Source organism: Pseudomonas sp. GM84, assembly GCF_000282535.1.
Lineage (GTDB): Bacteria > Pseudomonadota > Gammaproteobacteria > Pseudomonadales > Pseudomonadaceae > Aquipseudomonas.
The window spans coordinates 1-12,676 of record NZ_AKJC01000250.1; the positions used below are offsets into that span (position 1 = coordinate 1).

At 62.4% G+C, this 12,676-nt stretch carries 11 protein-coding genes and 1 pseudogene; 5 read left to right on the top strand and 7 right to left on the bottom strand.

The features are described 5' to 3' along the window. Positions 1-38 precede the first annotated feature (38 nt). Positions 39-1,493, bottom strand: coding sequence for a pyruvate kinase (pyk, locus tag PMI38_RS19740; protein ID WP_008097666.1), 1,455 nt, complete (start codon positions 1,491-1,493; stop codon positions 39-41). Between the two features lie 180 nt (positions 1,494-1,673). Here pyk and PMI38_RS19745 point away from each other — a divergent pair, with 180 nt between their 5' ends. From PMI38_RS19745 to sbcB, 3 genes are all read left to right on the top strand, one after another. After that, the gene (locus PMI38_RS19745; RefSeq protein WP_008097668.1) at positions 1,674-2,063 is read left to right on the top strand and encodes a hypothetical protein; all 390 of its coding nucleotides are present in this window, start codon (positions 1,674-1,676) and stop codon (positions 2,061-2,063) included. A 122-nt stretch (positions 2,064-2,185) separates the two neighbouring features. Beyond that, on the top strand, positions 2,186-2,545 hold the full coding sequence (locus PMI38_RS19750) for a PilZ domain-containing protein (RefSeq protein ID WP_008097670.1): 360 nt from the start codon (positions 2,186-2,188) through the stop codon (positions 2,543-2,545). 46 nt (positions 2,546-2,591) lie between these two features. Next, entirely contained in the window at positions 2,592-4,028 is a 1,437-nt protein-coding gene (gene sbcB / locus PMI38_RS19755) for an exodeoxyribonuclease I (RefSeq protein WP_008097672.1), read from the top strand. Between the two features lie 68 nt (positions 4,029-4,096). Here the strand turns inward: sbcB and mvaT are convergent, their stop codons facing one another. Next, positions 4,097-4,474, bottom strand: coding sequence for a histone-like nucleoid-structuring protein MvaT (mvaT, locus tag PMI38_RS19760; RefSeq protein ID WP_008097674.1), 378 nt, complete (start codon positions 4,472-4,474; stop codon positions 4,097-4,099). A gap of 297 nt (positions 4,475-4,771) precedes the next feature. Between mvaT and purU the strand changes: the two genes are divergently transcribed. Beyond that, positions 4,772-5,623: a formyltetrahydrofolate deformylase gene (gene purU / locus PMI38_RS19765; protein ID WP_008097675.1), complete on the top strand. Its 852-nt coding sequence runs from the start codon at positions 4,772-4,774 to the stop codon at positions 5,621-5,623. A gap of 283 nt (positions 5,624-5,906) precedes the next feature. On the opposite strand, the gene PMI38_RS19770 is transcribed toward purU, so the two are convergent. The 5 genes and pseudogenes from PMI38_RS19770 to PMI38_RS27965 form a co-directional block, all read right to left on the bottom strand. Continuing rightward, entirely contained in the window at positions 5,907-6,899 is a 993-nt protein-coding gene (locus tag PMI38_RS19770; RefSeq protein WP_008097679.1) for a lysylphosphatidylglycerol synthase transmembrane domain-containing protein, read from the bottom strand. Next, on the bottom strand, positions 6,896-7,660 hold the full coding sequence (locus PMI38_RS19775) for a DUF2334 domain-containing protein (protein ID WP_008097681.1): 765 nt from the start codon (positions 7,658-7,660) through the stop codon (positions 6,896-6,898). The genes PMI38_RS19770 and PMI38_RS19775 overlap by 4 nt, the downstream gene beginning before the upstream one ends. Continuing rightward, positions 7,653-8,774 carry a glycosyltransferase family 4 protein gene (locus PMI38_RS19780; protein ID WP_043273990.1) on the bottom strand — a complete coding sequence of 374 codons (1,122 nt, stop codon included), beginning with the start codon at positions 8,772-8,774 and terminating at the stop codon, positions 7,653-7,655. Before PMI38_RS19780 ends, PMI38_RS19775 begins: the two co-directional genes overlap by 8 nt. Positions 8,775-8,985: 211 nt before the next feature. Continuing rightward, complete coding sequence (locus tag PMI38_RS27960; protein WP_400640940.1) at positions 8,986-9,750, bottom strand: methyl-accepting chemotaxis protein; 765 nt, start codon at positions 9,748-9,750, stop codon at positions 8,986-8,988. Between the two features lie 93 nt (positions 9,751-9,843). After that, positions 9,844-10,929 (bottom strand): annotated as a pseudogene (locus PMI38_RS27965) (HAMP domain-containing protein); the annotation flags it as partial. Positions 10,930-11,026: 97 nt separating this feature from the next. Here PMI38_RS27965 and PMI38_RS19790 point away from each other — a divergent pair. Further along, complete coding sequence (locus PMI38_RS19790; RefSeq protein WP_008097686.1) at positions 11,027-12,487, top strand: helicase HerA-like domain-containing protein; 1,461 nt, start codon at positions 11,027-11,029, stop codon at positions 12,485-12,487. Positions 12,488-12,676 lie beyond the last annotated feature (189 nt).

Here is a 12,676-nt window from a genome sequence, read left to right on the forward strand (position 1 = left end):
GCCGGCGATGGGCCGCAAAGCGGCCCTAGGGACGCAGATCAGCCAACCAGCGGATCACCGACATGCAGGATCTTCATGCCGTTGGTGCCACCGATGGTGTGGTAGCTGTCGCCTTTGGTCAGGATCACCCAGTCACCCTGTTCCACCAGACCACGCTTGAGCAGCTCGTCGACCGCTGCCTGGCTCACCTTGTCGGCCGGCAGCGAAGCCGGGTCGAAGGCGATCGGGTAGACACCGCGGAACATCGAGGTACGGGCCTGGGTGGCGCGGTGTGGGGTCAGCGCATAGATCGGCACGTGCGAACGCAGGCGCGACATGATCAGCGGGGTGTAGCCACTTTCGGTGAGGGCGATGATCGCCTTGACGCCGGGGAAGTGGTTGGCGGTGTACATGGCCGCCAGGGCGATGCTTTCGTCGCAACGCTCGAAGGTGGTGTGCAGACGGTGGCTGGATTTCTGGTTGGTCGGGTGCTTCTCGGCACCCTGGCAGATCCGCGCCATGGCCTGAACGGCTTCGATCGGGTAGGCACCGGCGGCACTTTCGGCCGACAGCATGACCGCATCGGTGTTGTCGAGCACGGCGTTGGCCACGTCGGACACTTCGGCGCGAGTCGGCATCGGGTTCTGGATCATCGACTCCATCATCTGGGTCGCCACGATCACTGCCTTGTTGTTGCGGCGGGCGTGCTGGATGATCTTCTTCTGGATGCCGATCAGCTCGGCGTCGCCGATTTCCACGCCCAGGTCGCCACGGGCAACCATGACGGCGTCGGAGGCGGCGATCAGGCCGTCGAGGGTCTCGTCGTCGGCGACCGCTTCAGCACGCTCGATCTTGGCGACCAGCCAGGCGCTGCCGCCGGACTCGTCACGCAGCTTGCGGGCGTATTCCATGTCCTTGGCGTCACGCGGGAACGACACGGCCAGGTAGTCCAGGTCCATTTCCGCGGCCAGCTTGATGTCGGCCTTGTCTTTTTCGGTCAGGGCCGGTGCGGTCAGGCCGCCACCTTTGCGGTTGATGCCTTTGTGGTCCGACAGTGGGCCACCGACGATCACCACGCAATGCAGGGCATCGGCGGTGGCGGTCTCGACGCGCATGACCACGCGGCCATCGTCGAGCAGCAGTTCGTCACCGACGCCGCAGTCCTTGACCAGGTCCGGGTAGTCGATGCCGACGATGTCCTGGTTGCCTTCGGTCAGCGGGTGGGCGGTGGAGAAGGTGAATTTGTCACCGATCTTCAGTTCGATGCGCTTGTTGCTGAATTTGGCGATGCGGATCTTCGGACCCTGCAGGTCACCCAGCAGTGCGACATGGCGGCCGTTTTTGGCGGCAATGTCACGGATCAGGCGGGCGCGCGCTTTGTGCTCGTCCGGGGTGCCGTGGGAAAAGTTCAGGCGTGCCACGTCCAGGCCGGCGAGGATCAGCTGTTCGATCACTTCCGGCGAGTTGCTGGCGGGGCCAAGGGTGGCGACGATTTTGGTACGGCGGATGGTCATGCACAGACTCCTATAGTGAAGCGCAGCGAAAGGCTACTCCTGAATCACGCTGTAGTCATTGTTCCGTTGCACTACCTGCAAGCCGCGCAGGGTGGCAAATGACCGGGCGAGGTATCCTGGCAAATGGCGGTGAAGATTTGCCGACAAAGGCCGATACACAGGCATCCAAGGAGATCCCACATGCGAGCCCTGATCGTTTTAGCCCTGGCGACGGCCAGTACCGTCGGCTGCACCCGCTGGTCGATGGACCATCACTTGAACAATGCCTACCGCGCCTACGACCGTGGCGACTGCCAGAAGGTCATGCTGGAATTGTCCCAGGTCGACCGTACCAGCCGTGCGCGCCCGTTCATTCACCCGGAAGTGTCATTGCTGCGTGGCCAGTGCCTGGAACGCCAGCAGCTGTTCGTGGATGCCGCGCAAACGTATGAGTACCTGATCCAGCAGTATCCCAACAACGAGTACGCCTACCGCGCCAAGGCGCGCCTGCAAACGCTTGAAAAACTTGGCCATTACCGCAGCGGCCAGGCGGCAATGGCCAATCCGGTGAATACCTCTCCTTGGCGTTAACACCAAGGTGTCAATAATTTCACGGGATTTGCACGGCCCGCTGCGCTAACCTGTAATCCAGTTGTTACAACAACCGCCAGTACCTTGCATTCCTGGCATTGGTACGGATTGCACGTGTGACCATGGTCAACAAGCGCCATATCGAACGCCACCAATTGCCGTGTGCATTGAAGGTGTTCAACCGCTTCACCGATCAACCTATCGGTCAGCTGGGTAATGCCTCTGAAGACGGCTTGATGCTGATCAGCCAGTTGCCGGTGCTGGTCGGGCCGGATTTCGACCTGCAGCTGCGCGTGCCGCTTGCCGGCGGCGGCTTCCAGTGCATCAACCTGACCGCCAGTTGCCTGTGGTGCCGCGAAGACCAGACGCCGGGTCACTACGATTCAGGCTTCATGTTGCTGCAGGCACCGCGCGAATACGACGACTTCGTCCGCTCGCTGCGCGACTATTTCAGTTTCCGGCCGGCCAACGCTTCCGTCTGAGACGAGGTCCGCTAGAATCGGGGCAACCTCGATTCAGGACGACTCCGTGACTTCCAGCATCTTCTGGCACGACTACGAAACCACCGGCATCAACCCGCGCTGCGACAGGCCGTTGCAGGTGGCGGGTGTGCGCACCGATCTCGAGCTCAACGAGATCGAGCCGCCCATCAGTCTTTATTGCCGCCCCTCCGACGACATCCTGCCGCATCCGGCGGCGTGCCTTGTGACGGGCATTACCCCGCAGCAGCTGGCCACCCAGGGCTTGTGCGAGGCTGAGTTCATGACCCGGGTCCACGAGCAGCTGGCGCGTCCAGGTACCTGCGGTGCGGGTTACAACACCCTGCGCTTCGATGATGAAGTGACCCGTTACAGCCTCTACCGCAACTTCTTCGATCCGTATGCGCGCGAATGGCAGGGCGGCAATAGCCGCTGGGACTTGATCGATGTGGTGCGCACCGCCTATGCCCTGCGTCCCGAAGGTATCAATTGGCCGCAACAGGATGGACGCACCAGCCTGCGCCTTGAATTGCTGAGCCAGGCAAACGGCATCGACCATGGGCATGCGCACGAAGCACTTTCCGACGTGCGGGCGACCATTGCCCTGGCGCGCCTGATTCGGCAAAAACAACCCAGGTTGTACGAATGGCTGTTCCAGCTGCGCAGCAAACACAAAGTGTTGGAGCAGATTCGTTTATTGCAACCGCTGGTGCATATATCGGGTCGCTTCTCGGCGGCACGTAATTATCTGGGCGTGGTCTTGCCGCTGGCCTGGCACCCGCGCAATCGCAATGCACTGATTGTGTGCGACCTGCATCAGGAAACCCTACCGTTATTGAGGGAAAGTGCCGAAGTACTTCGTGAGCGCTTGTATACGCGCCATGAGGAATTGTCTGAAGGACAATTACCGGTCCCGCTGAAGTTGGTACAGATCAATCGCTGTCCCGTGTTGGCGCCGCTTTCGGTATTGCGCCCTGCGGATCAGCAACGACTCGGTATCGATCTGGCACTTTTGCAAACACGTGGAGAAGCGCTGGCCAATCAGCAAGCGCAGTGGCAAGACAAGCTGGAGCCTATCTACGGCAAGGATGAGTTTGCGCCTAATGAGGACCCTGAACAGCAGTTGTATGACGGTTTCCTGGGGGATCGCGATCGTCGTTTGTGCGAGCAAGTTCGCACGCTGGACCCAGCCGCTTTGGGCGGCGGTCATTGGATGTTCGATGACCCGCGCATGCCTGAATTACTGTTCCGTTATCGGGCGCGCAACTTCCCAGAGACCTTGAACAGTGATGAGCGCCAGCGCTGGTATGCCTTCTGTCAGCAGCGCCTGAGCGACCCGCTGTGGGGCGCGCCGAATACCCTGGGCGACTTCGAGCAGGCTCGGCAGAGCGCCTGGGCCAACGCTGACGAGGCCGGGCGGCGAGTGCTGGACGCTTGGCAAGTGCATGCCCGGCAGTTGTCAGAGCAATTTGCTATCAGCCAATAAATGGACAAACAAAAACGCCGGCATCGAGCCGGCGTTTTTGTTTATACAAGCAGCGTCTGCGCGGACAATCAGTCCAGCAGGGTTGCCCAGCTTTCAACCACATCGCCACCCCATTTGGCTTTCCACTCTTTCAGGGTCTTGTGGTTGCCGCCTTTGGTTTCGATTACTTCACCATTGTGCGGGTTCTTGTATTGCTTGACCTTGCGAGCACGCTTGGTGCCAGTGGTCTTGACTGCGCCGCGCGGGGCTTTGCTCAGTTTCGACTCTGGGTCGAGCAGGGCGATGACGTCACGCAGCGACTTGGAGTATTCGCCCATCAGCGTGCGCAGTTTGCCTTCGAACTCCAGTTCTTTTTTCAGCTTGTCATCCTGCGACAGGTTGGCCAGGCGGGCCTGAAGTTCCTTGATGGCTTCTTCGGTGGCGCGGTACTCGTTGATCAGGGACATGGAGTGTTCCTTTAATGCGTGTTCAGAAATGTGTGGGGCAATAATAGACAGGCGATACACTCAAGTAAACCTATTAATAGGGCAGCGAACTGTTAATTAGGCTGTGACAAAATATCTCAAGATTAAGAAAAATTTACATAGGCCCTTCAATTGGGCATGAATGTCCGCTGCCCAGTTACGCCATGTCGCAGCGGTAAGGCATGACCTGAGGATGCAGCCGGTGGGTGCAATGCTTACTGCGTTTTTTGGGCCGGACCGCTAGAATGGGCGCCTTTGCGAAGTTCTGGAGTCTTATTCATGCGCACCTATCGTCTGGTGATCGCCTGCCCCGACCGTGTTGGCATCGTGGCGAAAGTCAGTAATTTCCTGGCCTTGTACAATGGCTGGATCAATGAAGCCAGCCACCACTCCGATGAGCAGAGTGGTTGGTTCTTCATGCGCCATGAAATCCGTGCCGAATCGTTGCCTTTCGGTATCGAGGCTTTCCGCGAAGCCTTTGCACCGATTGCCGAAGAGTTCTCCATGACCTGGCGTGTCACTGATTCGGCGCAGAAGAAGCGCGTCGTGCTGATGGCCAGCCGTGAATCGCACTGCCTGGCAGACCTGCTGCACCGTTGGCACACCGACGAGCTGGATTGCGAGATCCCCTGCGTGATTTCCAACCACAACGACCTGCGCAGCATGGTCGAGTGGCACGGCATTCCGTTCTTCCACGTGCCGGTCGACCCGAAAGACAAGGCGCCAGCGTTTGCCGAAGTGTCGCGTCTGGTCCAGGAGCATGCGGCCGACGTGGTGGTGCTGGCGCGTTACATGCAGATCCTGCCGCCGCAGCTCTGCCAGGATTACGCCGAGAAGGTCATCAACATCCACCACAGCTTCCTGCCCTCGTTCGTCGGTGCCAAGCCGTATCACCAGGCAGCCCTGCGCGGTGTGAAACTGATCGGTGCCACGTGCCACTATGTGACCGAAGAACTGGACGCCGGCCCGATCATCGAGCAGGACGTGGTGCGCGTGAGCCACGCCGACAGCATCGAGGACATGGTTCGCTTCGGCCGAGATGTCGAGAAGATGGTGTTGGCCCGTGGCCTGCGTTATCACCTGGAAGACCGCGTGCTGGTGCACGGCAACAAGACGGTGGTGTTCGACTGATAGTGGGCACTGGGCTTGTGGGAGCGGGCTTGTCCCGCGAACCAGGGCGAAGCCCTGGCCATACACCTTTGTTGTCCGGGCCGGCCCTTTCGCGGGGTAAGCCCGCTCCCACAGGGGTTCTCAGCCATACTTGAGGTGTATCCAATGGCAAGCGCCCGCAACAAGCCCACCGCCACACCCCCTCCCACCCTCGGCGAAGGCTGCCTGGCCCGGTACGACCCCGAAGCGCTTGACGAAGAAGACGGCACCGAGTTCCCCGGCGCCGCCGATCTCTGGCGTCAGCTCAACCCGCCTGACCCCGCCAGCGTTCCAGCAGCGGACGCGCCAGCAGGCAGACGAACACCGGCCCGCCTGCCAGCAGATAAAAGTAGTAAGTAACCGCGCGCCAGATCAGAATCGCCGCCGCCGCGGTCGAGCTGCCCACCATCGGTGCCAGCAAGCTTGCCGACGTCAGTTCGGCGGCCCCAGCGCCGCCCGGCATCAGGCTGAACTGCCCGGCACTGAGCGAGAGCATCTGCACCAGAAAACTCGGCACCCACGACAGCTCCACGCCCAAGCCCCGCAATACCAGAAACAGCACGCTGTAGCGCAGGCTCCAGTGCGCGCAGGTCAGGGTGAACACCAGCGCCAGGGTGCGCTTGGGCAGCCGCCAGGTCTGGGCCAGCGCCGCGATGAAGTGCAACACCTTGCGTGCCCAGCGCCGTCTGCGGCGTGGGGTCATGCCCGCGCGCTGCAGCAGCCGGCCGTTGAAGCGCATGATCGCGCGCCGGTAGTGCAGCAACGCCAGTATCGCGGCCAGTGCTGTGCACAGCAGCAAGGCGCTGCCCAGCAGCAGGCTTTCCTGGCTGCGGCCCAGGCTGTGGAACAGGGCATAGCCGGCGATCGCCAGCATCGCGCAGAAGAAGAACAGCAAGTCGTTCAGCTGGTCCATGGCGAACACCGCGCCACTGCGGGCCGGTCCGATGCGGTCGCGGGCGAGCAGGGCCATCAGCGTCAACGGCCCGCCGCTGCCACCGGGCGTGGTGCAGATGGCGAACTCCGTGGCCATTACCACGCCAAGGCTACGCACGTGCCCAAGCTTTGCGCCGTGCTGGCCGAGCAGCAGGCGCAGGCGCATGGCATTGATGATCCAGCACAACAGGATCATGCCCAGCAGGGTCAACATCAGGCCGGGGTCGAAGGCCTTGATCCTGGGCAGCAGCTCGTCGCCACCGAGCAATGCTGGCACCAGGACTGCGCACAGCAGTGCAAGGCCCAGCCAGGCGAAGCGATTCATGCGAGCACCTGGCGGTCCAGCCAGGCCGATTTGGTCAGGGGTTCACGGCCCTGAAGCAGTAAATGGTCGAGCGCGGCCAGCCAGTAGTTGCGTGACGAGCGGTGGCGCATGTCCACCGGGTGCAGCCCGAGGCGCAAGGTCTGGGCCTCGCGCCAGCGCCGTCGCTGCCAGTCGCATACCATCCGTGAAACGCCCCGGCGCCAGGCGCTGCCGGCACTCCAGACCAGGCCGGGGGCAGTGAATGCGCGGAAATCGGGCAAGCGGTACAAGTGCTGCGGGGTGCTGGTGTAGCGCAGCGGCAGTTGGCACAAGGCCTGGCGCGTGCCCTGGCTCATCAGCCAGGCCGGCGCGACAAAGCCGGCCACCGGCCAGCCTTGCCGCTCGAACAGTGCCAGGCCGTCTTCCAGGCGCTGCAGCGCTTGGGCCTGGTCGAGCGCATAGAACTCGCCTTCGTGGGTGTAGAGACGGCGCATGAAGTACTCACCGAGGCTGCGTGGCGAGGGCCCGTCATCGGCATGGAAGAAACCGTGCAGCGCCAGTTCGTCGCCTTGCGCCAGGCGCCGTTCGAGCAGGCGGCAGAAAGCCGGGGAGTGTGCCAGGGGGTTGCGGTGGTGGAAGTCGGGGACTACCAGCCAGGTCATCGGCACGCCGCCCATTTCATCGACCGCCTGCACGAACGGCTGGTAGTCCGGCCAGGTTTCCGGCGCAATGTCGTGCAGCACCAGCATCAGGCTGCGCGACGCGCCATCGCCCTCAGCCATGGGCGCGTACCTGTGGCTGATGGCCGAGCACCGCCTGGTAGTGCTGGAGCAGGCCATTTACCACGTTGTCCCACGAGTAATGTTGCTCCACGTGAAGGCGAGCCTGGGCACCGAGCTTGCGGACGCCGGCCTCGAACACCTCGCGCACCGTCGTGGCCATGGCCTGGCCATCGTTGGCGCGGCACAGGCGGCCGCATTGTTCGTTGATGATCTCGCTGAAGGCTCCGGCCCTTACCGCCACCACGGGCGTGGCGCTGGCCATTGCTTCGAGGACGACCAGGCCGAAGGTTTCCTGGTCGCCGGCGTGCACCAGCAGGTCGGCACTGGCCACCAGCCGGGCGACTTCATCGAGTGGGCAGAAGTGGTCGATCACACTGACATTGTCCGGCACGTTGGCCGGCATGTTCGAACCCACCAGCAGCAGGTGATAGGGGCGCCCCAGGTGCTGCATGCAGTCGAGCAGCACCGGCAGGTTCTTTTCCCGCGAGCCCCGGCCGGCGAACACCAGTAGCCGGCTGGTATCGGGTATGCCCAGCTGAGCCCGCAGTTGCGGGTCGCGTTTTGCCGGATTGAAGGTGGCAAGGTCGACGCCGAGGCGTTGTACATGCACATCGCGTACACCCAGGCGGCGCAACTTGTCGGCCATTACCTGGCTGGGCGCCAGTACCCGGTCGAAATTGCCATACAGCTTGCTGACATAAGCTTCGACATTGGGCGTGAACCAGTTGCCCATGCGGTTGCTGACCAGCAGCGGCAAGTCGGAGTGGTAGAAACCGATCACCGGTACGTCGAGCTGGCGGCGTGCTTCCAGTGCTGCCCAGGCGGTGAGGTAGGGGTCGCCGACTTCGATCAGGTCCGGCTTGAGCCCGCGCAGCACCGTGCACCAAGGGCCCAGCCGCACGGGGAATCGGTAGCCGTTGCCGAAGGGCAGAGGGGGGGCAGGTACTTCGTACACGCCATTGGTATGGCGGGCACTGGGGCCGGGGATCAAAAGGCTGTGGCGAACGCCCTGGAGGGCGTCGAGGCGATGATGTTTGGCATCAAGATAAGTCCGTACGCCTCCGCTGGCCGGGGCATAGAACATGGTGATGTCAGCGATGTGCACGATCAGCATCCCTCCGGGATCGTCTTCGGGTCTGTCATTCGGCTGTAAGGGGCCGGTGATGACGCGCCTAAAGGTTGACCTTATAGAAGGATAGTTTGTTCGATCGGGTTGGGCGGGGGAGTGGTGTCGAGGCCATCGCCGGCAAGCCGGCTCCCACAAAGTCTGCGGTGAATCTGTGGGAGCCGGCTTGCCGGCGATGGGGGCGACGCGGTGCGTCAGGTCAGATACGGAAGCTGCCGACCAGGTGCTTCAGGCGAGTGGCTTGCTGCTCCAGGTCCGAGCACGCCCGCAGGGTGGCCTGCAGGTTCTCCACGCCTTCCTGGTTGAGCATGTTGATTTCGTTGATGTCCATGTTGATCGAATCGACCACCGCGGTCTGTTCTTCGGTGGCGGTGGCCACCGACTGGTTCATGCCGTCGATCTCGCCAATGCGCACGGTGACGCTGTCCAGACGTTCACCGGCCTGGTTGGCGATCTGCACGCTGTCCTGGCTGTGGCGCTGGCTTTGGCCCATGGTCTCGACCGACTCGCGGGCGCCGACCTGCAGTTCCTCGATCATGCTCTGCACCTGCTGCGCAGACTCCTGGGTACGGTGCGCCAGGTTGCGCACTTCATCGGCAACCACGGCGAAGCCGCGCCCGGCTTCACCGGCCCGGGCCGCCTCGATCGCGGCGTTCAGTGCCAGCAGGTTGGTCTGCTGGGAGATGCTGGTGATCACCTCGAGAATCTGCCCGATGTTCACGGTCTTGCTGTTCAGGGTCTCGATGTGCGCGCTGGAGGTCACGATCAGGTCGGACAGGCGATTCATCGCCGCGATGTTGCGGTCCACCACCTGTTGCCCTTCTTCGGCCAGCAGGCGAGCGGAGCTTGCGTGCTGCGAGGCCTGGGCGGCGTTGCCGGCGATTTCCTGGGCGGCAGCACCCAGCTCATTGATGGCGGCGGCGACACTGTTGGTGCGGTTGGATTGCTCGTCCGAGTTGGCCATCGACGAGTTGGAGGCGCTGATGACACGCAGGGCCACCTCGTTGACCTGCTCGGTGGCCGAGGACACCTCGCGGATCGAACCGTGGATACGCTCCACGAAGCGGTTGAAGGCCGTGCCGAGGATGCCGAATTCGTCGTGGTTGTGAATGCGCAGGCGTTTGGTCAGGTCGCCTTCGCCTTCGGCGATGTCTTCCATGGCGCGGGTCATGGTCAGCAGCGGTTGCATCAGCACGCTGATCAGCAGGCCGAGCAGGCCGATGATGATGACCACAGCCACCACGGTGGCGATCACCGCCGAGGTGCGGAAGGTGCTGAGCATGGCGAAGGCTTTGTCTTTGTCCACCGACAGGCCGATGTACCAGTTGGCCGATGGCAGGCCCTTGATCGGGGTGAAGGTCAACAGGCGGGTCTGGCCGTCGGCCTCGACTTCGGTCAGTTCACCGGTCAGTTTCGGCGTGTGCTGCGGGAACAGGTCGGACAGCGACTTCATGACCATCTTCTGGTCCGGGTGAACCAGCACCTTGCCCTGGTCGTTGACCAGGAAGGCGTAGCCCATGCCGCCGAAGTTCAGCGAGTTGATGATGCGCACCAGGCCGTCGAGGGCCAGGTCACCGCCCACCACGCCCACCTGGGTGGACACCTTGCCGAGGATGCCGATGACCATCTTGTTGGTGGTCATGTCCATGTAAGGCTCGGTGAGGATCACGCCCTGGGCATTCATGCCGTCCTTGTACCAAGGGCGGGTGCGCGGGTCGTAGCCATCGGGCATCTTCGAGTCGGGGCGTACGCTGAAACCGCCGTCGACCTTGCCCAGGTAGACGGTCAGGAAGCTTGAGATCAGGGCGTTCTGGCCCATCAGCGTCTCAGCCTGTTCGGGCGCTTGGGCAATGTTCTGGGCCAGGTTTTCAACCAGCTTGATGCGGCCTTCGAACAGGTTGTGAATGTTGGTCGAAGTGGACTCGCCCATTTCAGCCAGATAATTCTCCAGATTCTCGCGGATCGCATTACGCTGGAGGTAATCGTTGTAGAGGGTGAACAGGCTGAAGGCGAGGATCACGATCAGTGATGCCGCCAAAAGAATCTTGTGGCTGAAACGCAGGCTTTTGTTCATGGCGTAATCGGTTCCGCTAAGGTTTTTATCGGGCGTTCGCACGAATACAGCAGTAAAACAGTGCAACATCCCGGGTAGTCCTTTGGGTTGTTCCTGTCTTTAATGGCGAATATCACCCCGCGTTATCGGCCAATAGGCGGTAAAGCTTGAGAAGAGGATCAAAAAGATGTCGGATTCTTTGACCATGGTTATAGGGGCTGGCACGGATGGCCAACCGGTCAAGCAAGCCATGCGCCTGGCCAACCGTCACGGGTTGGTGGCGGGTGCTACCGGTACCGGCAAGACCGTGACCTTGCAGCACCTGGCGGAAGTGTTCAGCGACGCGGGCGTGGCGGTGTTCGCGGCCGATGTCAAAGGCGACCTCTGCGGCCTCGGCGCGCCGGGCGCGCCCCAGGGCAAGGTGGCCGAGCGGATCGCCGCAATGCCCTGGCTGGGCCATCAGCCGCGTGCTTACCCGGTCACCTTGTGGGATGTCGCCGGGCAATCCGGTCATCCGTTGCGTACCACCCTCAGTGAAATGGGGCCGTTGTTGCTCGGCAACTTGCTGGCGTTGACCGACAGTCAGCAGGCGGCGTTGTACGCGGCGTTCAAGGTGGCTGACCGGGAAGGGCTGCTGTTGCTCGACCTCAAGGACCTCAAGGCGCTGCTTGCACACTTGAAGGACAACCCGCAGTTGCTGGGCGAAGACAGCGCCCTGATGACCAGCGCCTCGACCCAGGCGCTCCTGCGCCGCCTGGCAACCCTGGAGCAGCAGGGCGCCGAAGCGCTGTTCGGCGAGCCGGCGCTGCAATTGGAAGACCTGCTAAGACTCGATGGCGATGGGCGCGGGCGTATCCATCTGCTCGATGCCAGCAAGCTGGTGCATGACGCGCCCAAGGTCTACGCGACCTTCCTGCTGTGGTTGCTGGCCGAGCTGTTCGAACAGCTGCCTGAGCGCGGAGATGCCGATAAGCCAGTGCTGGCGCTGTTCTTCGACGAGGCGCACTTGCTGTTCAACGACACGCCCAAGGCCTTGCAGGACCGGCTGGAGCAGGTGGTGCGGCTGATCCGTTCCAAGGGCGTTGGGGTGTATTTCGTGACCCAGTCTCCGGGCGATCTGCCGGACACCGTGCTGGCTCAGCTGGGCTTGCGCATCCAGCATGGCTTGCGGGCATTCACGGCCAAGGAGCAGAAGTCGCTGCGGGCGGTGGCGGACGGTTTTCGTCCCAATCCGGCGTTCGACAGCCTGGCGGTGCTGACTGAGCTGGGTATCGGCGAAGCGTTGGTCGGTACCCTGGAAGAGAAGGGCACGCCTGCGATGGTGCAGCGCGTGCTGATCGCCCCACCGCAATCGCGCATCGGGCCATTGAGCGGGGCCGAGCGGGCCGCGTTGATTGCCGGGTCGCCCTTGTTGGGGCGCTATGACAAGCCGGTTGACCGTGAGTCGGCCTATGAAATGCTGACCCAGCGCAGGGGCGAGCCGGTGCAGAAGGCCGATGAAGAGAGCCTGGCCGACAAGGCCGGAGAGTTCCTGCAGAGTGCGGCGGGGCAGGCCATCAAGTCGGCGGTGCGTCAGGCGGCCAACCAGCTGGGGCGGCAGTTGGTGCGCGGGTTGATGGGGTCGTTGTTGGGGGGCAAGAAGCGGTAGTTGCCTGTATCGGCCTCATCGCCGGCAAGCCGGCTCCCACGGGTACACCACTGGTCTTGAGAACTTCGCTAAGCCTGTGGGAGCAACTGTCTTGCTCAATTTCTAAAAGTTGACGCGATTCCTGTGGGAGCGGGCTTGTCCCGCGAACACCGGCGAAGCCGGTGCCATGCTCCGCGCTGCCTGTTTCGC

Bases quoted from the DNA above. Each gene is read 5' to 3' on its own strand.
- mvaT (WP_008097674.1), bottom strand. From the start codon at position 4,474: ATGTCCCTGATCAACGAGTACCGCGCCACCGAAGAAGCCATCAAGGAA.
- PMI38_RS27960 (WP_400640940.1), bottom strand. From the start codon at position 9,750: ATGGCCAACTCGGACGAGCAATCCAACCGCACCAACAGTGTCGCCGCC.
- PMI38_RS19780 (WP_043273990.1), bottom strand. From the start codon at position 8,774: ATGCTGATCGTGCACATCGCTGACATCACCATGTTCTATGCCCCGGCC.
- purU (WP_008097675.1), top strand. From the start codon at position 4,772: ATGCGCACCTATCGTCTGGTGATCGCCTGCCCCGACCGTGTTGGCATC.
- PMI38_RS19770 (WP_008097679.1), bottom strand. From the start codon at position 6,899: ATGAATCGCTTCGCCTGGCTGGGCCTTGCACTGCTGTGCGCAGTCCTG.
- pyk (WP_008097666.1), bottom strand. From the start codon at position 1,493: ATGACCATCCGCCGTACCAAAATCGTCGCCACCCTTGGCCCCGCCAGC.
- PMI38_RS19750 (WP_008097670.1), top strand. From the start codon at position 2,186: ATGGTCAACAAGCGCCATATCGAACGCCACCAATTGCCGTGTGCATTG.
- PMI38_RS19790 (WP_008097686.1), top strand. From the start codon at position 11,027: ATGTCGGATTCTTTGACCATGGTTATAGGGGCTGGCACGGATGGCCAA.
- PMI38_RS19775 (WP_008097681.1), bottom strand. From the start codon at position 7,660: ATGGCTGAGGGCGATGGCGCGTCGCGCAGCCTGATGCTGGTGCTGCAC.
- PMI38_RS19745 (WP_008097668.1), top strand. From the start codon at position 1,674: ATGCGAGCCCTGATCGTTTTAGCCCTGGCGACGGCCAGTACCGTCGGC.